The 22849-nt window shown below is 44.9% G+C and carries 19 protein-coding genes; 12 read left to right on the forward strand and 7 right to left on the reverse strand.

The annotated features are described in order from the left end of the window. The first annotated feature begins 1 nt into the window (after nt 1). The 8 genes from cobN to ACMXYX_RS05245 all read left to right on the forward strand — a co-directional run bounded on the left by cobN (nt 2) and on the right by ACMXYX_RS05245 (nt 13219). Entirely contained in the window at nt 2-3889 is a 3888-nt protein-coding gene (cobN, locus tag ACMXYX_RS05210; protein ID WP_415906579.1) for a cobaltochelatase subunit CobN, read from the forward strand. Between the two features lie 67 nt (nt 3890-3956). After that, nucleotides 3957-5474 carry a cobyric acid synthase gene (locus ACMXYX_RS05215; protein ID WP_415906580.1) on the forward strand — a complete coding sequence of 506 codons (1518 nt, stop codon included), beginning with the start codon at nt 3957-3959 and terminating at the stop codon, nt 5472-5474. After that, the gene (gene cbiB / locus ACMXYX_RS05220; protein WP_415906581.1) at nt 5471-6430 is read left to right on the forward strand and encodes an adenosylcobinamide-phosphate synthase CbiB; all 960 of its coding nucleotides are present in this window, start codon (nt 5471-5473) and stop codon (nt 6428-6430) included. Before ACMXYX_RS05215 ends, cbiB begins: the two co-directional genes overlap by 4 nt. Beyond that, nucleotides 6427-7587, forward strand: coding sequence for a threonine-phosphate decarboxylase (locus tag ACMXYX_RS05225; protein ID WP_415906582.1), 1161 nt, complete (start codon nt 6427-6429; stop codon nt 7585-7587). The genes cbiB and ACMXYX_RS05225 overlap by 4 nt, the downstream gene beginning before the upstream one ends. 58 nt (nt 7588-7645) lie before the next feature. Next, nucleotides 7646-8821, forward strand: coding sequence for a sirohydrochlorin chelatase (locus ACMXYX_RS05230; protein WP_415906583.1), 1176 nt, complete (start codon nt 7646-7648; stop codon nt 8819-8821). A 406-nt stretch (nt 8822-9227) separates the two neighbouring features. After that, a complete protein-coding gene (locus ACMXYX_RS05235; RefSeq protein ID WP_415906584.1) occupies nt 9228-9734 on the forward strand; it encodes a hypothetical protein in 507 nt (168 codons plus the stop codon). A 626-nt stretch (nt 9735-10360) separates the two neighbouring features. Further along, complete coding sequence (locus ACMXYX_RS05240) at nt 10361-11815, forward strand: ATP-dependent nuclease (RefSeq protein ID WP_415906585.1); 1455 nt, start codon at nt 10361-10363, stop codon at nt 11813-11815. A 711-nt stretch (nt 11816-12526) separates the two neighbouring features. Then, nucleotides 12527-13219 (forward strand): transposase, encoded by a 693-nt coding sequence (locus ACMXYX_RS05245; RefSeq protein WP_415906586.1) that lies wholly within the window; start codon nt 12527-12529, stop codon nt 13217-13219. A 74-nt stretch (nt 13220-13293) separates the two neighbouring features. Here the strand turns inward: ACMXYX_RS05245 and ACMXYX_RS05250 are convergent, their stop codons facing one another. After that, nucleotides 13294-14049: an SDR family oxidoreductase gene (locus ACMXYX_RS05250; RefSeq protein ID WP_415906587.1), complete on the reverse strand. Its 756-nt coding sequence runs from the start codon at nt 14047-14049 to the stop codon at nt 13294-13296. A gap of 116 nt (nt 14050-14165) precedes the next feature. Here ACMXYX_RS05250 and ACMXYX_RS05255 point away from each other — a divergent pair, with 116 nt between their 5' ends. Continuing rightward, nucleotides 14166-14759 carry a TetR/AcrR family transcriptional regulator gene (locus ACMXYX_RS05255; RefSeq protein WP_415906588.1) on the forward strand — a complete coding sequence of 198 codons (594 nt, stop codon included), beginning with the start codon at nt 14166-14168 and terminating at the stop codon, nt 14757-14759. Between the two features lie 150 nt (nt 14760-14909). Here the strand turns inward: ACMXYX_RS05255 and ACMXYX_RS05260 are convergent, their stop codons facing one another. From ACMXYX_RS05260 to ACMXYX_RS05270, 3 genes are all read right to left on the reverse strand, one after another. Next, on the reverse strand, nt 14910-15107 hold the full coding sequence (locus ACMXYX_RS05260) for a tautomerase family protein (RefSeq protein WP_415906589.1): 198 nt from the start codon (nt 15105-15107) through the stop codon (nt 14910-14912). Nucleotides 15108-15170: 63 nt separating this feature from the next. Next, a complete protein-coding gene (locus ACMXYX_RS05265; protein ID WP_415906590.1) occupies nt 15171-15566 on the reverse strand; it encodes a nuclear transport factor 2 family protein in 396 nt (131 codons plus the stop codon). Next, nucleotides 15556-16161 (reverse strand): glutathione S-transferase family protein, encoded by a 606-nt coding sequence (locus ACMXYX_RS05270; RefSeq protein ID WP_415906591.1) that lies wholly within the window; start codon nt 16159-16161, stop codon nt 15556-15558. The genes ACMXYX_RS05265 and ACMXYX_RS05270 overlap by 11 nt, the downstream gene beginning before the upstream one ends. A gap of 111 nt (nt 16162-16272) precedes the next feature. Here ACMXYX_RS05270 and ACMXYX_RS05275 point away from each other — a divergent pair, with 111 nt between their 5' ends. Next, on the forward strand, nt 16273-17157 hold the full coding sequence (locus ACMXYX_RS05275; RefSeq protein ID WP_415906592.1) for a LysR family transcriptional regulator: 885 nt from the start codon (nt 16273-16275) through the stop codon (nt 17155-17157). 230 nt (nt 17158-17387) lie between these two features. Beyond that, nucleotides 17388-18158, forward strand: a complete 771-nt coding sequence (locus ACMXYX_RS05280) for a substrate-binding periplasmic protein (RefSeq protein ID WP_415906593.1) — start codon at nt 17388-17390, stop codon at nt 18156-18158. Between the two features lie 64 nt (nt 18159-18222). Here the strand turns inward: ACMXYX_RS05280 and ACMXYX_RS05285 are convergent, their stop codons facing one another. From ACMXYX_RS05285 to ACMXYX_RS05295, 3 genes are all read right to left on the reverse strand, one after another. Next, entirely contained in the window at nt 18223-19053 is an 831-nt protein-coding gene (locus ACMXYX_RS05285) for an HDOD domain-containing protein (RefSeq protein ID WP_415906594.1), read from the reverse strand. Nucleotides 19054-19076: 23 nt separating this feature from the next. Further along, the gene (locus tag ACMXYX_RS05290; protein ID WP_415906595.1) at nt 19077-20300 is read right to left on the reverse strand and encodes an EAL domain-containing protein; all 1224 of its coding nucleotides are present in this window, start codon (nt 20298-20300) and stop codon (nt 19077-19079) included. Between the two features lie 184 nt (nt 20301-20484). Further along, the gene (locus ACMXYX_RS05295) at nt 20485-21282 is read right to left on the reverse strand and encodes a substrate-binding periplasmic protein (RefSeq protein WP_415904144.1); all 798 of its coding nucleotides are present in this window, start codon (nt 21280-21282) and stop codon (nt 20485-20487) included. A gap of 567 nt (nt 21283-21849) precedes the next feature. On the opposite strand from ACMXYX_RS05295, the gene ACMXYX_RS05300 reads away from it, so the two are divergent. Then, nucleotides 21850-22812, forward strand: coding sequence for an ABC transporter substrate-binding protein (locus ACMXYX_RS05300; RefSeq protein WP_415906596.1), 963 nt, complete (start codon nt 21850-21852; stop codon nt 22810-22812). Nucleotides 22813-22849 lie beyond the last annotated feature (37 nt).

Raw genomic sequence — 22849 nt, forward strand, 5'->3', positions numbered from 1 at the left:
TATGCACCTATTAGCAGCGCAACCGGGTGGGTTTGTCGATGATGAAGGCATCATCGACTTAAACCAGACACCGGCCGATCTGATCATTCTCTCTGCAGCCGACAGCTCGCTTGCCGCGCTGTCCGATGCGACTAGTCTTTTTGCGGACGAGCAGATTGAAGGGGAAGGGAAAGAGGAAGGGGGAAATCAACCGTCGGTACGTCTGGCCAACTGGATGCAGCTGCTAAAACCTGCCGCTTATGATCTGTATGAACATAAAGTGTTGGAGCAATCTAAAGTGGTTGTTCTGTCACTCTTAGGTGGTGCGAGTTACTGGCAATATGGTTTTGAACGCCTGCAAGCATGGGTGCAAGCCGATACTAGCCGTACACTTATCATCGTGCCGGGGGATGATACCCCCGATCCAGAACTGTTCTCCGCCAGTTCGGTCAGCGATAGCGAAGCGATGCGGATCTGGCGCTACCTGCGTGAAGGCGGTGTAGATAACAGTCTACAATTGCTGAACTGCTTAACCGATCAATACTTGCAGCAAGAGCGTCTGTGGCATGAGCCAAGACCGCTACCTAAATGCATGATCTATCTGCCGGCTGCTAGTAACACGCCAAAAAATACTGTGCAGGCAGCGACCTTCCCAGAATGGCAACAACGGCATAGCGAAACTGACAAGCCGGTAGTGCTACTGTTGTTCTACCGTAGCCATCTGCAAAGTGGTAATACCCGCATGTTTGATCAACTGATCGAACAGCTGGAAAGCAATGGTTTAGCTCCATTACCGATCGCAATTGCCTCGCTTAAAGATGCGGAATCCTTAGCGCTCGTGAATGCACTTCTCGAACAGAGCGGTGCCAGTTTAATTATCAACAGCACCGGCTTTGCCTCGAATACTGTTGCGAGCCCCGATCTGTGTTCGCAACCGAGTGAGTTCTACTCGCCATTTGTACGTAAAGTGCCTGTTCTGCAGTTGGTGCTATCGAGTAGTACCGAAGAAGATTGGCTAACGCATTCACAAGGTTTACGCAGCCGCGATATCGCCATGCAGGTCGTGTTGCCAGAGATGGATGGCAGGGTACATACTCGTGCGTTGAGCTTTAAAACCGAAGATCATTTTGATGAGCGCAGCCAAGTTTCAGTCGTGCGTTATCAACTTCATCAAGAACGCGCAGGCTTTGTGGCGCAGTTAGCGCTTAGGTTCGCACAGCTTGCCAACAAGCCCAATCCTGAAAAACGCATCGCGTTGATTTTGGCGAACTACCCAACCAAAGATGGCCGTATCGGCAATGGTGTGGGTTTAGATACGCCAGCTTCTGCGGTAAATATTCTAAGAGCGTTGGAAGCATCAGGTTATCCACTGCAGGATATTCCAGAAAATGGCGATGCCCTGATTCAGGAACTGCTAGGTGCAGTAACGAATAACCCAAATACGCTACACAACCTGCCGTGCTGGCAGAGTATGTCGCTGGAGGATTATCAACGCTGTTTTGCTCAGCTGCCTGAGGTTTGCCAACAAGCGGTGATCGATCAGTGGGGCGTACCACAGCAGGATATTAAATACCGTGATGGCCGTTTGATGCTTTCCGGTATTCGCTTAGGTGAAACCTTTATCGGTATCCAGCCAGCCCGTGGTTTTAATATCGATCTGGTGGCTAACTACCACGATCCTGATCTGATTCCACCGCATAACTATCTGGCGTTCTATTTCTGGTTACGTGAATGCTATCAAGTGGATGCCGTGGTGCATGTAGGTAAGCACGGTAACTTAGAGTGGCTGCCGGGCAAGGGCAGTGCGCTATCAGAAGAGTGTTGGCCGGATATTGCTTTAGGGCCAATGCCGCACTTCTACCCCTTTATTGTTAATGATCCCGGTGAAGGTGCGCAGGCGAAGCGCCGTACCCAAGCGGTGATTATTGATCATCTTATGCCGCCGATGACCCGCGCCGAAACCTACGGCGAAATGGCCGTACTGGAAGGTCTGGTGGATGAGTATTACCAAGCGATGGGGATGGATGATAAACGTCAGCAATGGCTGCGTGATGAGATCCTGAAGCAAGTTAAGAATACTCATCTGTTAGAAGAGCTAGACCAAACTTCTGATGATGAAGATGCCGTTCTAAACGAACTGGATGCTTACCTCTGTGATATCAAAGAGGCTCAGATCCGTCATGGTCTACATCGTCTGGGTGAACTGCCTGAAAGCGACAAACTAGCGGACACTCTAGTGGCCTTGTTACGTCTGCCAAGGGGTGATGATCCGGATAGTCAGGGCATTCTGCATAACTTAGTGCAGGATCTGAACCTACAAGTAGATAACGATTTTTTTGATCCACTAGAAGCGGGCAGTAAAAACTGGCTAGGTGAAAAGCCAGCGCAACTTGCTGAACTTACCGAAGATGATTGGCGCAGTGAAGCCGATACTCGTGAACGTCTGGAGCTATTCGCGGTTCAGTTAGTGACAGACTATGTTTTGGTAGATAACTCGCTAGAAACCTTAAGCGATCTACCCAGAACCGAAAAACAACTGGCTTATGCTCGTGCGACTATTCATAAAGCCTTACTGCAAAGTGCTGAGCTTGAGATCGAATCGCTAATCGCTGGTTTAGGCGGCGAGTTTGTTAATCCGGGCCCAAGTGGCGCACCGACTCGAGGCCGTTTAGATACTTTGCCCACAGGTCGAAATTTTTACTCGGTGGATAACCGTTCTATCCCATCTCCGGCGGCATGGGCGATTGGCGAGCGTTCCGCACAAGCGCTGATCGAACGTCATCTTCAGGAACACGGTGATTATCCGCGTACTCTGGGATTATCGGTCTGGGGTACAGCGACTATGCGTACCGGTGGCGATGATATCGCACAAGCGTTCTCTTTAATGGGGGTTCGACCTATCTGGGCGCAGGGCTCTAACCGAGTCGTAGATTTTGAAGTGCTCAGCTCGCAACTATTAGGTCGACCTAGAGTGGATGTTACTCTGCGAGTTTCTGGCTTCTTCCGGGATGCTTTCCCTAATGTGATGAAGCTTTATGATACTGCTGTTCAAGCAATTGCAGCGTTGGAAGAACCAGGTGATAGCAACACCATCGCGCAGAATATCCGCAAGCGTGAGCAGGAACTGCTCGATCAAGGTTTGTCTACGGAGGAAGCGCAACGTCAGGCGAGTTACCGTGTCTTCGGCAGTAAACCAGGTGCTTATGGTGCGGGTTTGCAGGGCTTGATCGATGAGCGCTGCTGGGAACAGAAAAGCGATCTGGCAGAGGCCTACCTAAACTGGGGTGGTTATGCCTATTGTGGTGATTGGGGCGGAAACCAAAAAGGTGATGGCGTGGCTGCACCGCAGGCATTCCGGCATCAGCTATCGCAACTGGAAGCGGTGGTACAGAACCAAGATAACCGCGAACACGATCTGCTCGATTCCGATGATTACTACCAGTTCCAAGGTGGTATGAGCAACGCGGTTGAAGTCTATCGCGGCGAAGCACCTCAGGTGTATCACAGCGATCACTCTAATCCGCAAAAACCAAAGATTCGCACTCTAAAAGAGGAACTGAACCGTGTAATCCGTTCCCGCTTGCTGAACCCTAAATGGATCAATGCCATGCAGGAACACGGTTATAAAGGCGCGTTCGAGATGACTGCTAGTGTCGATTATCTGTTTGCTTACGACGCCACCACTAATCTAATTGCTGATTATCAGTATGAAAAGGTCAGCGATGCACTGGTGTTTGATCAACAGAACCGCGAGTTCCTAGAGCAGCACAATCCCCATGCCCTAGAAGAGATGGCAGAACGGTTACTCGAAGCGACTCAGCGTGGCTTATGGCAAGAGCCGGGGGAATATTCTGAGAAGCTACAAGATTTATTGCTTGAATTAGATGAACAACAAGAAAGTGCCATGTAGGAGGCCAGCCCTCTGGCCGAAAAGTATCGCTCACAGGGTGAGCTCCTACAGGAACAAAGAGAATTAAATGAGCACCTTTAAAAATCCGCACACGTTGATGGTTCAAGGCACCACGTCTGACGCCGGTAAAAGCATCGTCGTTACTGCCTTATGCCGTATTCTTGCTCGCCATAAAGTCTCGGTCGCGCCATTCAAACCACAGAATATGGCGCTTAACAGTGCGGTAACCGCAGAGGGTGGTGAGATCGGTCGTGCACAGGCGGTGCAGGCTGAGGCCTGCTATCTACCGGCATCGGTAGAGATGAATCCCGTGCTGTTAAAACCGAACAGTGATATTGGCGCGCAGGTGATTCTTAACGGAAAAGCCATCGGTAATATGAAGGCGACCGAGTACCACGAGTTTAAGCCGAAACTGCTAACCGAAGTGGTGAAAAGCCACACCCAGTTACAACAGAAATACAGTGCCGTTATTGTTGAAGGCGCGGGCAGTCCTGCCGAGATCAATCTGCGGGAGCATGATATTGCCAATATGGGCTTTGCCGAGGCTGTCGATTGCCCGGTGATTATTGTTGCGGATATCGATCGTGGTGGTGTGTTTGCCCATCTGTTGGGGACTTATGAACTACTGTCTGATTCCGAAAAATCCCGTGTTAAAGGCTTTGTAATTAACCGTTTCCGTGGTGATGTTAGCCTGCTGAAATCGGGGTTGGATTGGTTGGAAGCACAAACTGGCGTACCAGTTTTGTGTGTAATTCCTTACGTAATGAACCTGCATATCGAAGCGGAAGACGCGGTTAATCAGCAGCAAAAGAGCAACGGTGAGCAGCAACTTAAAGTGGTTGTACCGATCTATCCTCGCGCCAGTAACCATACCGACTTTGATGTACTGCGAATGCATCCGCAGGTGGATTGCGAGTTTATTCGCGATCCTCAACAGTTTACCGGGGCAGACCTTATCGTTCTGCCGGGCAGTAAGAATGTTCGTGGTGACCTTAACTGGTTAAGAGAGAATGGCTGGGACAAAGTGATTCAGCGTCACCTGCGTTTTGGTGGCAAGCTGATCGGTATCTGTGGTGGTTATCAAATGCTAGGGGAGTGGATTCACGACCCAGAGCAGATCGAATCCTCAGCCGGTTCGAGCGAAGCCTTGGGAATTCTACCGATGGAAACCACGCTGACTGGTAACAAAATGCTGCGTAATGTGAAGGGCGTGCTTTGCGGTACAAATACCTCTGTGACGGGTTACGAGATCCATGCCGGTATCAGCAGCGGTGAAGCGCTCGATAACCCGCTATTTGAGTTGGATGTTGAGGGGATTATCCACACTGATGGTGTACGTGATCCTAGTGATCAGGTGCTTGGTACTTATCTACACGGTGTATTTGATCAACCAGAACTACTGCAAGCGTGGCTAGATTGGGCTGGTTTGGATCAGCAGAATAGCTTTGATTACCCAGCGTTTCGCGAAGCGCAGATAAACCGCTTGGCGGATGAAGTAGAAGCGGTTATGCCATTAGGCAAGTTACTCGGCCTGCTTGAGTTACAAGCAAATGGCTTAGATGAAAAGGCTGGGGAACCTGCATGAGCATTGCTTTAAGTTTATTAATCGCGCTGCTGTTAGATTACTTCCTCAAAGAGCCCAAGCGATTCCATCCGCTGGTGGGTTTTGGCAATTTAGCCATAGCGATAGAGAAGAGATTAAATCAGGGGACTGCGGCCACAAACAGACAGAAGCGTTCCGGTATTATTGCTTGGTTATTGGCTGTTATACCGTTAACTTGCGCCGCGTTGATTATTGATCTGTTGTTGTCAGGTTCGGCGGTTTTTTCTGCGATAGTCGGCGGAGTAGTGCTGTACTTAGCGATCGGTTGGCAGAGCTTACTCAGTCATGCTTTAGCCATTGCTAAACCGCTAAACCAAGGTGATCTGGATAGCGCTCGCACCGCTGTGGGGATGATAGTTAGCCGCGATACCTCCGAATTAGATGAAAAATCCGTGGCCTCTGCAGCAACTGAATCGGTATTAGAGAACGGTGCTGATGCTATTTTTGCGGCGATCTTCTGGTTCTGCCTTTTAGGTATCCCTGGGGTGGTGCTCTATCGCTTGAGCAATACGTTAGATGCGATGTGGGGTTACAAAAACGAACGTTTCCTGCATTTTGGTTGGTGCGCAGCGCGAATAGATGATCTGCTGAACTTTATTCCAGCGCGTCTTACCGCCCTAAGTTATGCACTAGTGGGTGAAACCAAGATCGCATTGGATAGCTGGAAGCAGCAAGCGCCGACATGGAAAAGCCCAAATGCTGGCCCAGTGATGGCCGCAGGTGCTGGAGCGATCAATGTCTCACTAGGTGGTGCCGCGATCTATCATGGTGAAGTACAGCAGCGTCCACCACTGGGCCCTGTAGAAGGCGATCAACCTTCGGCGAAGAGTATCGAGGATGCCTGTGGTTTGGTGAACCGCGTACTGATGCTGTGGGGTATTGGCCTTTATGTAACACTGGCCTTAGCCGTGGCGATTACCTCAGGGGTGAGCTCTTGAGTGATCTGATTCACGGTGGCGATCTGATCTCGGCATCCGCGCATTACGGTATTCCAGTCGAGCAGTGGTTGGATCTATCCACAGGGATCAACCCTGCGCCTTACCCTGTACCTCAGATAAGCGAACATTGCTTTCAGCAGTTGCCTTATCAATCAGCTGAATTTAAAGCGGCGCTTAAAAGCTACTATGGCACTGAAGGCGTGGCGGCTAATGGCACGCAGCAGATCATTGAGTTGTTACCATCAGTGCTACCGTCAGTGTCGCAAGAGTTACCGATCCTGCTACCCGATTGTGGTTACCAAGAACATCGCTACAGCTGGCAACAGCATGGCCGTGCCATTAATTATTATCCTGCAACTGATCAGAAAGCTGCTGAGCTGTGTATTCAAGAGAGTATTCAACAGCAGCTAAATACAGGTACTGCAATGCACCTGTTGTTGATCAATCCGAACAATCCAACAGGGCTTACATTTAGTCCAGAGCAGATCTATCGCTGGGCGGAGCAGATGCAGCAGGGCGCTTATCTTATTGTGGATGAAGCCTTTATTGATCTAAGCCCTGAACAGAGTGTTTTAAGTGATTATGATCGGTTTGAGCAGCTAGGTAATATCCTAGTACTGAGGTCATTCGGTAAGTTCTTTGGTTTAGCTGGGATTCGTTTGGGCTTTGCCTTTGCTAATCAACAGATACTGCAAAAGCTGCAAACTGAACTTGGCCCTTGGGCGGTAAATGGCCCGGCCCAAGCTGTGGCCATCGCTGCGCTAAACGATGCCGAATGGCAGGCTGAGGCTAGGCAGAAAATTCGCCAAAATGCGCAAGCGACCTTAGAGCTTTGGCAGCCATTGTTTCGTAAATCAAAGTTGGCCAAATTAGAGTTTGGGAAATTTGATGCAGAGTTTTTATCGTCTGATGGCCTGTTTCTAACCGCTAAATTGGACGCTGAAAAAGCCAAGCAGATTTACCAATTTTTAGCCGAGCAGGGCATACTGATTCGCCTTGTTCTGGATGAAGAATTCAACTGTGATTTATCAGGCGATAAAGCGCAGAGTGATAGCAAAAACTGTTTGCTGCGCAGTGGGTTAGTCGATACCCAAAATGCAGACCAGTGTGAGAAATTAAAACGGGTTATAAGTGAGTTATTACTTACACTGGAATGATCTATAAACGGGCTCATATTTGCTTAAAAAGTCCGTACAATAACAATGTGTTTTACGAATGATTGGAGAAAGCCCTGTGCCTAAAAAAGGTATTATGGTGTGTGGTCACGGTAGCCGTGACAAAGATGCAGAAAGAGAGTTTGGCCGTGTTGCGGAAGGGTTAAAAAAACGCTTCCCTGATATGCCGGTAGAGTATGGTTTCTTAGAGTTTTCTGCACCGAATATTCATATGGGGCTTAACTCCCTGATTGAGCAAGGTGTAGAAGATATCTACGCCGTGCCGGGTATGCTGTTTGCGGCAACCCACGCTAAAAACGATATCCCTTCTGTACTGACAACTTACGCTGAAAAGAACGAAGGCGTAAACGTTCATTACGGTAAAGAACTAGGCCTTCACCCAGCGATGATCGAAGCCTTTCAGGCGCGTATCTACGAATCCCTAGGTTTAGACCCAGAAAACCCACCAGAGAATCTTTACGACACTATGTTGGTGGTTGTTGGCCGCGGTACCTCGGATACCGAAGCCAATGCCGAAGCGGCAAAACTAACCCGTATCGTTAACGAGAATATGGGCTTTGGTTGGGCTGATACCGTCTACTCTGGCGTAACTTACCCATCGGTTGGCGTAGGTCTAGAACGTCTAATGAAGCTAGGCTTCAAAAAGATCGTGGTGGCACCTTACTTCCTGTTCACAGGCCGTTTGATCAAACGTATTTTCGGTTATGTGGATAAAGTGGCAGAAGAAAACCAAGCGATCGAATTTATCAAAACGCCGTACCTAAACGATCACGACAAAGTGATCGACGCGTTTGAGATCCGTGTGCGTGAAATTCTGGATGATCTTCCACAAGGCGATGAAACCTTAATGGAATCATTCCAGCGTCGTCTGGCTGCAGGTGAGGTTGATGTTCACCACCACCATGCTGAATTCAACCCAGATGCTGAGCATAGCCACAGTCATGATCATAGCCACGATCACAGCCACGATCATTCACATGGTCATCATCATGACCATTCGCACGGGCACTCTCATGAACACGGTCATGGCCATTCTCATGAGCATGGACACTCCCACGGTGTGTACAAGCATATCGGCCACCCACTAGGCCCACGCACGATGATTGGTGAAGGTATCTGCTGCTGCTTTATGTCTCAGTTCCCAGAAGAGATTCTGGAAGAGGAGAAGGAAAGGATCGCGCTGTGTAAGGCTGAGGATGCGCTAGCGCATAAGTAGTTAGTGGCTAGAACGCTTCGCTTATAGTGGCTAGGACGCTGCTTCGCAGCTAGAGAACGCTTCGCTTTTAGGACGCGGCTCTGCCGCTAGAGGACGCGACTGCGTCGCTAGAGTAAAAGATATAAAAACCGGCTTTTGTGCCGGTTTTTTTGTGGGTGGGGTTTTTAGCGTCTTACCAGCGAAGGCTGGTATCCATATCTAAATATAGGTGCGAGTAGCTAAGATAAGCTGTCACATAGTGCTTATTTATTTCATGAATTACTTATGCAACGATAGTGAAGCATTCTGACGGTCACACTCGTCTTCAAGTCAATCAAAGCAAGGAAAGCTTATGAGATCCCTAAATATCATTAGGAGCAAAAACAAACCGGTTCCTTTACTAGCGCTTAAGGATTTTAGTGGCTAAATGAGTTTCAAATTTATTTGGAATGACGGTAAACGAATGTGCTTGCAACACTTGTCACCCTATACTCTAACTACAGTAATAGATGGCATAGATTGTGAAATCCACATAGAGTTTGGTCACCACTGTTTTACCGATCAGAAAGAAAACGGAGATCTTTTCAAACCTGACAGAAAAGAAGATCGCTTTTTTAGCCCTGAACGCTATAGAGATAGCTTTAGACTTCCAGAGCTTGTAACTACTCTCTTCCAAGAAAAAGAAGGGCATGTGACTGCGTATTACAATGCAGGTAATCAGGAGTGCTATTATCACGTAGACTATCTGGATTACTCAGTTTATATGACTATCCAAAAACCGCCTCAAACACATGACCAACTGAAAGTTAGAATTATTTCTGCCTACGAGCAAGATGAATGGGGCCGCAGCCCAGGTGGTAAAAAGGTCATGATGTACTTTTTACTTTCTGAGAGACTGAAAGGAAACAGTATACTTAAGCGCAAGCGGCGCTGAGGATAAAAACAAAAAAGGCACCACTAGGATGCCTTTTTGTAAAAATAAAAATCGGTCTGCTCTTTTTGTTAGGTCATCCTGCTCTAAAGGCTAGGGGTGCCTCCACCGACATCAATACCCCTTAAACTGCTTACAAAGCTTTTGCATCACACCTTAAGGTTCCGGTCTGTACTGACAAGTTAATTATTAACAATTATGACCGCTTCGTCAACGTTCTGGTTACTTAGTGAACATTTGTTTTTAATGGTTAGGACGCTGCTTCGCAGCTAGAGAACGCTTCGCTTTTAGGACGCGGCGCTGCCGCTAGAGGACGCGACTGCGTCGCTAGAGAAAAAGATTTTAAAACCGTCTGTTGGCCGGTTTTTTTGTGGGTGGGTTTTAGCGTCTTACCAGCGGAGGCTGGTATCCACTTGTGGGTGAGGTCTACTGAAGTATAAGAATTTAGATCAAAGGATAATGAGATTGGGGTGAAACTGTAGTTTTTTGTACTGGGAATGATTGTAGGGGAAGGGATACTGGATGAAGAAAAAAGTTTAACTAAACCAGTTAGATGAAATTAAGCTCAGTTGGATATTAGAAGTTTTATATAGGTAAATTTCACTTGAGATGTTTGGAGATCATAGTTAATGGCTGATCCAAGGAAGCAATTGGTACAGAAATACAAAATCGACAATAGGCATGCCAATTTTGGTGAAACTATTAGAAAAATAACTATAAATGGCTTCCGAGGAATAGATGGTCTTGATATTGAAATGAACTATCCAATTCTTGCTATTTCAGGACTGAATGGAGCAGGTAAAAGTACTATTGGTCAAATCTGCCTTAGCGGCTATAGAAAACCAGTAAAGGCAGGCAATGGGTACAAAAGATACTACGTAAGAGACTTTTTTCCGGCTTCTGCTGCTGATCCTAATCCATTTACTTCAGACGCTAGTGTACTTTTCCACTATGAGACAAACGATCGTGATTCACCTCAAGAGTTAACCGTTAGGCGAACTAAAAAGGAGTGGAGTGGGTATAAACGTCAACCTCATCGTAAGTGTTTTTATATTGGTTTTACGGTCTACATACCTAAAGTCGAGCGAAAAGATTTGAGTATCTATAAAGGAAGTTCATTTGCGCTTACTAAGCGAAGAGATATTCCTGATGATATAAAAATTAAGGTTGGTAGGATTTTAGGTCAGCAATATGATGAACTGCATTTTCAAGGAATCAGGCATGGTAAAAATGAAGCAGAGTTAGGCATTGCTTCTCGATATGGGGCCAGTTATTCCGAAAATAATATGGGTTTTGGTGAAGGCCGAACGTTTTATATGGTGGATCTACTGGAAAGATCTCCAGACCGTAGTTTGTTCGTGATTGAAGAGCCGGAAACTTCTTTACATGAGCATGCGGAATACGAACTTGCAAAATATCTTCTAGATGTCTGTAACCGTAAACATCATCAAATAATATTCACTACACATTCTGATAGGATGCTTAGGGCGATGCCATCGGAATCTAGGCTAATGCTATATCGTGGGTTTGATGGGGTAAGTAGTTTTGAAGGGTTATCTTCAACTAGAGCTAGGGCCATGCTTTCGCTAGGAGAGCAAAAGGAACTTATAGTTTTTGTTGAGGATGATTTTGCAGCCCTATTACTCACTGAAATGATCCGGCGTATTGATAAGCAAACACTAAATGCAATTAATATTGAGCCAGTTGGTGACACAAAAGCTGTACGTAATGCCGTTAAGCTCATGGAGCAAATTGGTAAAAAGAGTCTGGCTGTGCGAGATGCAGATACGGGTCCAAGTGTAAGTGAAAAGTTATATTCTTTTCCTGGAACAATGCCTCCAGAAAAGGAGGTTTATCAAAATAGTACAGTGAAGCATAGGATACATGAAGAATTTGGTGTAGAAGTCGACAACACATTGGCCCTACGCGATGTTAATGACCATCATCGGTTTACTAGGTGTTTAGCACATGAAGCATCGGCAAATTATGACTATTTTCGGGCTATGGCGATAAATTTCTACCTAGATGATATAGGTGAAGCTGCATTTAGAGATCTTGTTGGTGTGATTAAGGGCGAGGCGTAATAAATTAAGGAAATTAACAGGGACAGGCACTCTTAATAAATTAACAGGGACCAATAATTAACAGGGACAGGCACTCTTAAAAAGAATCTGTTTTTGTCGTGCTTGTCTTTAGGTAATTTGTTGCGATTGTTGTTCTGGCGGGTGGTAGCTGTTGGGTGGGGCTATTTAGTCTATTAAGGTGCTTATTTTGCTCGTACAGCTACCTCAGTTTTGTACTGATTTAAGCGTCAGTCTTTCAATTGGGTCTTTTCAATCGGACGGTGATTTAGGCGGCCGTTTTCGTTCGTCGTCTGCGAGCAAATTTTTGAGAGTAGCGGGTTTCGAATTGGGTTGCGTTAATTAGCCACTCTTGTTGATCTATCTGTAGCCGTTCAAATATCGGAGGGAGTGATTCTTTTATCGCTCCGCGTTTATCTTCTCTAATAATTCTTCCGGTCATTTCTACCAGACATAGGTAATCGGTTAGGCTAAATAAAATCCCCGTTTGCGGTTGATTAGTAACATTCCCTGCGAATGTAGCTAGTGGTTTTAGCCTAAGCTCGAATTGTTGGAGTGAGTTTTGTTCTTGTTGGCTTTTTATCGCTTCAGTTAAATTAATGTCTGGTTTTAAACGTGGAATTTAAGGGGTCAGAGCCCTTTTTCTTGTTTGCTTTACACCTAGTTGGTTGTGATATGGTTTTGTGATCATTTTATCGGTTCAGGGAAGAAACGATGCCAAGGAAACCACGATTCTATTTGCCGGGTATTCCGGTTCATCTTGTACAGCGGGGCCATTCCCGTGAGCCTGTTTTCTTCGAAGCAGAAGATTATGCGACCTATGCGCATTGGCTAAAGGAAAGCAGTAAAAAATACGATGTAGCTATTCACGCCTTCGTTCTAATGACTAACCATATTCACATACTTGCTACTTCTGAGGTTAGTGAAAGCATCAGTCCGTTTATGCAGTTAATTGGTAGGCATTATGTTCCGTATCTCAATCAGAAATACGGCAGAAGTGGATCTGCTTGGGAGGGACGCTATAAAGCTAGTCTTGTTCAAGAAGAGGATTATTTCTTGAAGGTGATGCGTTATATAGAGCTAAATCCTGTCCGAGCGAACATGGTAGAGCTACCTGGGCATTATCGCTGGTCTAGTTTTTGTCACAATATTGGTGATAGAGAGATAAGTTTCATTAAACCTCATTCTGTTTATGAGGCACTGGGCGCGAATCAGCAAGAAAGGTGCGAGGTATATCAACAGCTATTTGCTTCGCAAATTGATGGCGAAGATATGAAGCGTATTAGGGAATGTTGGAAAACTGGTACGCCCCTTGGAAACGATAGGTTCCGTGAACAAATTGAACAGAGACTTCAGTGTAAAGTTGGTATGGCTAAAAGAGGTCGCCCACGTAGAGAGGTGATATAAAAAGGGCTCTGACCCCTTAAGGACCGGGAGCTGGTTACCATACTAAAGCGTAGCCAGCTCGATCTAGGTAAGGGTTAGGATAGGATCGGATTTATATTCATACCGCCATCGATATTGTATTCGCCACCTGTGATAAAGGAGGCATCATCTGATGCGAGGAAGGATACTAAATTTGCTACATCTTCAGGCTTACCAAATCTTTTTAACGGCACTCTTTTTTGAATAGCGTTAGCAAAATCATTTAACTGTTCTTCTTGCATGCCTGTTTTAGCGAAAATAGGTGTGGTGACGGGGCCAGGGTTTACCGCATTAACCCTTATGTTTCGCGGTGCTAACTCTGTAGCTGCTGTTCGGGTGTAAGCATTCAATGCGGCTTTTGACGCTGCATAAATAGAAGTATTCGGCATACCTGTGTAAGCGTTAATCGATGACAGGTTTATGATTGCCCCTCCATCATTTAAAACGGGTAGGAATTTTTCAATGGTGAATACTGCTCCCTTAAAATTGATGCCCATTTGAGTATCGAACATTTCTTCACTATTTTGTCCAACAGGTGCGGGTGCAAAAATACCAGCGTTGACAAATAGTATGTCTAGCACACCCATTCTTTCTTTTACTTGTTCAACAAGATGATCAAGTGCTGAAAGGTTACTCACATCAGCAACAAGCCCTATAACCCCTAACTCGTCTGCCGCGGCGCTCACCTTTTCTTGTGATCTTCCCGTAATTATCACATTGGCTCCATCAGCCTTAAATTGTTTCGCAGTGGCATAACCAATACCGCTATTACCTCCAGTAATTACTGCCGTTTTTCCAGATAAATTACCCATGTCGCGAGCCTCTTTGTGTAGATTATTAATTATGTACCGATCGGTATGAAATTGAAAATCTATACCTATCGGTACATAATTGCAAGTGGGTAGTTAATAAAGCGGGTCGGGAGAAAATGAAAGCAGGTCGTCATCGTAATTTTTATAAAGACATTGCCCTTGATCAGGCGATGGAAGTCTTCTGGCGTAATGGCTATCCCGGAACATCTTTGTCAGATCTGACAACGGCTATGGGGATAAACAAACCCAGCTTATATTCGGCATTTGGTAATAAAGAACAGTTGTATAAATCTGCTTTAGATAACTACGTTCAAAAGCATGGTGTAATCCATGCGGAACATCTTATTGCAGTGGATAAATGCTTGAGTGACAGAATTCAATGTTACTTAACATCTATAGCCGAAATGGTGACTGATCCTAATTTACCAGGCGGTTGTTTCGTTTGTGTAAGTACTTGTGAGCTTGGTAGCAGCTGTATTCCTACAGATGCATCGCAAACGATCTTTAAGATAAATGAGGTCACAAAGCATTCTTTGACTGAGTTTTTCAATAAAGAGATGTCAGAAGGAAATTTAACGAGTGAGCGCTCACCTGCAATGCTGGCTAATTACATTTTGTCATTGCAGTTTGGGTTGTCGGTAATGGCACGAAATGGCGCTAGCCTTACGGAATTGAAGGAAATAATCAAAGTGTCTACTGATCAATTCTAACCTTATGCTCTTTGCATGGGGCTTACCTAAATTAAAGAGGTTAGAGTAATTTTTTAGCTTTGACCGAAAGCATCCAACTGAGCGGCACTAGAAAAAAAATAAAACCGGCTATATGCCGGTTTTATTATGGTGGGAGCCTAACGAACCTTACTAACCCTTTCTTCTCTCTGTGACAGTCTCGTAGCCTACACCCCAGTTATCTGTTTGTACTTCGTCGATGACAACAAAGGTAGATTGAGGGTCTTTGTTCAGGACTTCTTGTAGTAGCTTTGTGGTGCCTTGGATCAGTGCCTTTTTCTCGGCTTGGGTCACGCCTTCATCGGTAATTTTGATATTCACGTATGGCATTTTAGATACTCTTGGTGGTTAGTTGCTGGATCGGGTCAGTCAAAAATTATCAGTGTAAGTGCTTTATACGGCAGTTACGGCGCTTGTCTGAGCAATGTCTGTATACATTTTGTTTACGATCAGCCAGCGGCCTTGTTCTTTTAATAAGCCTAAAAAATCGATATAGAAATAATCGAATAATGGGCATTCCAGTTTGACCATTGCTTGATCTTGGATGATTTCAATGGACAGGATCTTAAAGTTAAATGGTTGCCCAAGTGACTCAGGGGTTGCTCGGGTTTCGACATCTTTAAGCCAGCGTTCTAGAGAGCGGAAATTACCTGGGCTTTTTAGCATGGCCGTTGGGTGAAAGATCGCTTTCAGTTGGTTGCTGTTACCCTCATACAAACCGGTAAAATAGCTGTTGATGATGGAGCGAATCATGGTGAAGTCATCATCTAGGGGAGGGTTAGTTGTCATTTTCGGCCTCCAACAGCAGGGCTTGTTTGAATGCCGGTCTTTCAACAACGCGGTTTAGCATGGCTGTTGTGCGTGAACCCAGTTTGATCTCAACGGGGAAATACTCACCCCAACGTGAATAAACGGTCAGCATAATATCTGCTGCGGATACTGATTCTCCGGCGAGGTAGCTTCTACTTTCCAGTTGCACTTCTACTGATTCCCATAGGGTATTGATGGCGTTAGCGGCGGCGTTTAATGCCTTATCTTTCTCAGGCCCTTCGGGCATATTTTGAGAGATAAAGAACAGTCTGCCGTAGGCGGGGTGCATAGTGGCATTGGCAAACATAATGTCTTGAATCGCTTTTTGCTGATCATTTTCATCCTGAGGAAACAGCTGATTGGCTTTAGAGCGCAATAGGTAAAGCATGATGGCTGCACCTTCTTTAAGCGTTTTGCCTTCATCGATTAGCACAGGTACGTTACCCACAGGGTTGATTGCAGAGAAGTCAGTAACCTTATTTTTGTTAATCAGGCTGACAGGTTCATCCATCTCTAACAAAACAGTCAGCGTCGCGAGTGAGCATGCGTTAGGCAGGTAATACAAGGTGTACATAGGTTTCTCCTGATTAGGTCAGATCGTAAAAGACAGAATCAGAATAAATGACTTGCTAGGTTTCATATATATCTACAATATGAACGTACTGTTCACATATTGGAAACTACTATGGATAAACTTAGGGCAATGTCGCTGTTCATTCGCTTAGCGGAGCGGGGGAGCTTTACTGAAGTTGCTGAAGAGCTTGGCTTGTCTAAGTCGATGGTGAGTAAAGAGATCAGTCGGCTAGAGGCTGAAATCGGCGCGCGGTTAATTCACCGATCTACCCGATCGTTGCAGCTGACCACTATAGGCGAGGGCTACCTTCGCCATTGCCATGAGATTTTAGAGCGCATTGATGACGCTGAAAGCTTTGTCCAAGGGGCGCAAGATTTACCTCGCGGTAAGCTAAAGATTAATGCGCCCATGGCATTGGGTGTCTCGCACCTGAGCCAAGTCTTTTCCGACTTTATGCGTGAATACCCTGAAATAGAGTTGGATATACATCTGGATGATGCCCCCGTTGATCTGATTGAAAATGGTTTTGATCTCGGGTTCAGAGCAGCGAGTCGTCCGTTTGATTCCGGCTATGTCGGTAAGCCGTTAATGGAATTTAGCTATAAGGTGTGTGCATCTGAAGACTACTTAAAAGAACATGGCTCAATTACGACGGTTGAAGAGCTGTCGGAGCATAATTGTTTTATCTACAGCTATTTCAGAGGTCAGGATATCTGGCCGCTTGGTGAGGGCGTAAAGGTCGGTGGTAATCTGCGCGTGAACAGCACTCCTTTTATGCTTGATGTCGTGAAAGGCGGCTTAGGTATTGGCTTTATACCTGACTTTATTGCTGGCAATGCAATTCGCCAAGGGCAGGTTTTGGAACTGTTGAATAACGTAGAAAGACCACGTTTAACCCTATACGCCATGTATCCGGCTAGGCGACTGACGCCTCCTAAAATTAAGCTGTGTATTAGCTTTTTAGAACGCTGGTTTGAGGAAAACTGGGCAGGATAAATGAGAAACACTGTCAGGGATAATGCCTGAAAGGCAGCTGATTGATCAGCTGTGCCTTTATCAAGTGGGCAAAAATCTAACCCACCCTAAGTTATCGTCTATCCTGAAATTAGGTATTTATCGCCAAAGTTGAATCAAATCTGTTTGGGGATCGATCAGGGAAATGCATTGATTTTACTGTTTCGCGACATCACCAACATACAGTTGATACCGCTAGTTTAGGGTCAGTTATGCTTTTGACAAAATATACAGCCTTATGTCTATTCTTGCTTTTCTCGGTTAATGCCATCTCGGATAAGTTAACGATCAGTGTTCAGGATTTCCCGCCATTTACCACGGTTGAGCAAGGTAAAATTACAGGACCTTTTGTTGAAATCGTAGAGAAAATTTCAGTTCATTCTGAGATTGAAATAGAGATCCTTCTACACCCAAATCGGAGATCGAAGGCCCTCTTAAAGGAAGGCTATGTTAATGCAAACTTTCCTCTTGGCTGGAACGAGGAAAGGGATAAATGGTTATATTGGTCATTGCCGCTGATGAGTACTGAATACGGGTTCTTTACCCGCACAAATGAGGATAAAGAATACAATTCCATTGAGTTATTTTCGGGTCTGAAGGTGGGTGTTTTTGGGCCTTCTAACACCTCTTATTCATTGGAACGATTAAGTAATAAGCTAGAGGAGCAGGGCCTTGAACCCATTAATGTGAAAATGCTACCCAATAGTAACGGTCAGAATCTTAAGAAGCTGGTGGCTAAAAGAATTGATGCCGTTTACTTGAACAGAGATTTGGGTGAGTACCAAATTAAAGAATTAGAGATTGTTGGGGCTGAGTATTTATTGGGTGTTGAGCAGATCAATTATTTCATCGGATTCTCAAAGGAGAATACGAGTAAAGAGCTAGTGGATAAATTCAATGAGAGTATTCGCTACTTAAAAGATAAAGGCGAAATAAGCATGATTTTAAGCACCTATAAGATTAGGGCTGCACATGATAATTGATTCTAAGCTGACCCCTCTAATCCCAATTGTTGCAAAAGAACTCCGATCCCACCTTAAAGGATGACTAACTCGAAAGATAAACCCCAATCAGAGATTTCTTCTCTTCAGTGACAGCTTCCTGCATCTCCAATATCTCTTCTTGTTTAATAGGGTTTTCCACATGCTGATTGCATAATTCTAGCGATGCTTTGATTTTTTCTTCGTCACCGTAGGCCATAGCATTAGCCATATAAACGCAGAGTACTGTAGGCTCTGGTGGAGTAGTTAGATCGAGCTGGTGGTGTTGTTTTACCGCGGTAGATAGAATCTTGGGTAAGTTCCAGGAGTTGAGAAGCTCTGCACCGGCTTCTGTATGATCAAATCCGATAAAATCCTGTTCCTGTAGTGGCATTTGGTTTGGCCAGATCTTTTGTATCTCTTCTAGCTGATCTTTACAGGCTTGGGCTATAACGAGTTTACCGACATCGTGCAGCAGGCCTGCAATAAATAGCTCTTCTTGTTCCTTTCGGTTTGCCCAGTGTTTTCCGAGTGTTTTAGCAGCAATGGCTACATGTAGGCTATAGTCCCAGAATTCGTTGATGGGAAAGCCTGTAGCTCGAACATCTTCAAACTGTTTCACCACGCTGGAGCCGAGAACAAGGTTTTGAAAGTCCTTTAGGCCGACCAGTGATATCGCATGGGAGATGGTGGAAATCTGACTTGGGAAGCCATAGAAGGAGCTGTTCACAATCGCTAGCAGTTTGGTGGCGATACCCGCATCCAGTTTTATGATTTCTGCTAGCTCATTATTGGTTGTCGTTGGTTGATCGATCTTTACTGTGATCTTTTGATAGATCGCTGGTAGAGAGATTACTGATTTACAACGTAGAATCGCTTTATTCAGATCTTTGTTCATAGGTCGTATTCAGCCTGATTTAGTTAGCGCTCGAGCTGTTTCTGAATTAAGACAATAAATTCATCTTTAGGGATAGGTTTTGAGTAGTAATAACCTTGTCCAAAATCACAATTAAAGGCCTGTAGCATGGTTTGGTCTTTTTCCTCTTCAACCCCTTCTGCGATGGTGCTCATCTCCAAAGATTCAGCCAAAGTACAAAGCGTACGAACAATGGCTTTACTGGTTGGGTTTTCGGCCATAGTGGAGACAAACGAGCGGTCTATCTTGATGCTGTCGATTGGGAAGCGGTGAAGGTAGCTGAAACTGGAATAACCGGTGCCGAAGTCATCCAGTGCGATCTTACAGCCAAAACGTTTGAAATCTGTCAGTACCTGCGAGATGCGCAGTGGATCTGACATCAAAAGAGTTTCGGTAATCTCAATCTTAAAGTTAGCGAGTTCTATGTCGTTATCCAACAGATGATCGGTTAGTGCTTCAACTTGTGCATCGGTCTCTATTTGTCGACTAGAGAGGTTTACGCTGACAAAGAATGGATTAGCTTTATCAGCAAGCTGGTTAAATTCCTTAACTGCTTGGTGAGCTTCGGAAAAGATCCAGTGACCGATCGGTTCGATCAGGCCGGTTTCTTCGGCTAGGGCGATAAACTGTATAGGCGGTACTAGACCGCGTTCGGGATCTTGCCAGCGGATAAGTGCTTCACAGCCGAGTATTAAACCTGTTTGTAGATCGACAATGGGTTGGTAGAACAGGCGAAGCTCGTTGTTATCTAAGGCTTCACGTAAGCGTTGCTCTTCAGTAACGCGGCGAACGGCCATCTCGGTTTGTTCTTTGAGACGGTCGTTTTCTAATTTCGGTTTTACTTCGATGCTGTCAATTGAGCCGCCTGCAGAGACGGTATCAAAATGGCCTTTCATCTCTCGATAACGTTGCAGTACGATCTGCATCAGCAAGTTGACGGTTGGATCTGCAGTACCAATTAAGCGGTGAATGTACTCTTTTGGAATAACGATCAACTCAGCATCACTTAATACTGTGGCCGTTGCTGTGCGTACGCCATCATCGATCAGAGCCATCTCCCCTAGAATGTCGCCGTGTTGGGCGATGGCAAAACGAAGATCACGATCTTTAACTTTTGTAGAAACGCCAACTAAACCACTATCTACAATATAGGCGCGGTCACCGGCTTCGCCTTCCTGAAATATCACAGCGCCAGCGGGTAGCTGAATTCGATAACCTTCAGTTTCCACAACGGGTTCCTCTCTGGTCATGCATTTAAAGGCACAGTGCTTCTTAGAAGTTTAGCTATTTAATTGCCAAACAATAGAAATTTTAGAGCGTTAACGCTTAGTTCAGTGGGCAGCTAAGCCTTTTAGAAAGGATGAGGTTACGGGAGGCCTCCGTAATTTCTATCATGCAGTGCTGAGATGGATATTATTCATAGTACTTTTTCTCAAGCTGATCGATAAATCCTGAATCATCAAGGAATTTTAATGCTTCTTGTAGTTTATGGGGCAGACTATCAGGTATGAGTATGTCAGGATCGTTATTGATGGAGAGGGGTAAATTAGATTTATAGTTAGGGTTGTCGACGCGTTGATAATGTGGAGATAACTTAGAAAAACCTAAGTACATAGGTTCTTCTGCGGAACAGCAGGGATGTAATTTAATTTTAGTATTTGGATATTTTTTAAGGTAATAACGGATAGTATTACTTTGATAAAGGTAATAATCAGCTCTCTCTTGTTCAAGCATCTCTAGTGCACGTGGTAAATCTAGGTTTTCTATAACTCGTATTGTTATCTCATGAGATGCTGCTCCAAACGTGGGGTTACCGTTGGCTGCTAACATTGAGTGCCCTCGCATATCCTCTATATGGTTTACTTCAGGGCTTTTAATATGTGAGATAACTTTCAGACTTGTGGTCAGACCGTTCTGGATATAAAAAGTGTAAGGTTGGCGATCTAAGGAAAAGTTAAACCCGGGATAAAAGTCGATAATACCTTCCTGCATTGCATGAAGAATGCGTTTTTTTGGCAATCTTATTACTTCCAGCTTGCAACCAATGAGAGAGCTCGCCTTGGAATAGAGATCGTTATACAGGCCAGAATTATCAGGTGCTTTTTGGATAAGTGGCATTCTCTCGCTGGTGCGATAGCCCATCGTCAAAGTACATGCATTGGCGAGAATCGGAGTTAGCGCTATTAATAGAATACAAAAACGTTTGATCATACAGCCGATCTTTTCTTTTAAGTCTAGTTTCTTTAGACAAAATGAAAAACTAGTTACAAGGCGGTAGTAGTATAGATAGAGGATCCAGACCTACCTCTATCAGGTTTTCCTGATATCGTCCTTTATCTTTGGCAGAGTTTCTTGCCACTAATAGAGCCTTGTTTAATTCCTTAATTTTTTGACAGCCCAGCCTACACTCACAATACTTAACGTTGTAGATGGCCGTATAACTGATATGGGTAATTGTAAAGGACTCACAAAATAGATAGGTATGAACTCTGCATTTCAATCTTGTCTATCTAGCTCCCAATTAAAGTCCATACGCCCTAAGGGCTTCCAACCCGAAAATCATTACTTTTTAGCTGGTTAGCCCTCACCATTTCACAGTGAAGTGATTCATTTTATATGAGGCACGACATGTTCCAGCTACTACATAAATTCAGCTTAATTTTCTTGCTCTTATCATTAATCACAGTAGCCCCAGCCACTTATGCTGAAACATTCAAAGTTGGATACTTTATCTCTCGAACGGCAGATGACATGTTTTACGGGCCTGTTGTTGGTTTTATGCAGGCAGCTGCAGATGATTTGGGTGTCGAATTACACATAATAGAAGCCAATGATGACCATTTATTAGGTCATGAGAAGGCGAGGGAACTACTGTTTCCAACTCCTCAACTCGACGCAATTATCGCGATTAGCGTTAAAGAAAGCGGCGCAAGAATTCTTAAACTTTCTGAACAGGCGGGCGTGCCTGTGCTCATCGAAAATTCAGCTATTTTGGATAAGGCCATAGGATCGCCTAGACAGTATTTTCAAAATTACATTGGTGAAATGCTTCCGGATGATGAAATGGCTGGCTACGAGTTAGCTAAATACCTGATACAACGTAGCAGTAAATCTTCTGAGGACGGTGCGGTGAATATGGTTGCGATTAGTGGCCCTTACGGTACCTCAGCCAGTATTCAACGAGAACGAGGCTTGCAACGAGCGATTGAAGAATATTCGAAAACAAATTTGCTCCAAATTGTGAGGGCTAACTGGGAAAGAGGCCGTGCACGTAGGACATTTAATAAGCTTATCCTGCGTTACCCCAATGTAGGTGCAGTGTGGACAGCAAGTGACGGTATGGCTTTAGGTGTTTTTGATGCATTAACAACGCTCGCTCCAAACTATAGGAAAAACATTCTTGTGGGCGGTGTTGATTGGTCTAGAGAAGGCGTAGAGGGTGTTGACCTTAACCAGATTCAAGCCACTGCTGGAGGTCACTTTATGGAGGGCGCTTGGGCGTTGGTCGTTGTTTATGATTTTTTGAACGGCCATGACTTTATGGATAGTGAAGGGCTTAAGATGAAAACAAATATGAGCTTGATTACGAAAGAAAGTTTTGAAGATTATGCTCCTCTGATTGAAAAAAATAATTGGAAGAAAATTAACTTTAAATCGTTTTCTAAAACCCATAACCCTGAAATAACGCAATATAATTTTGAACTCAAGGCCGTATTAGATGCGCTTGATTTAGAGCCGTAATATTCGATTTAAGGTAGTTCATTCCTCTTAATATCTA

The organism is Neptuniibacter sp. QD72_48, from assembly GCF_047778065.1.
Classification (GTDB): Bacteria; Pseudomonadota; Gammaproteobacteria; order Pseudomonadales; family Balneatricaceae; genus Neptuniibacter.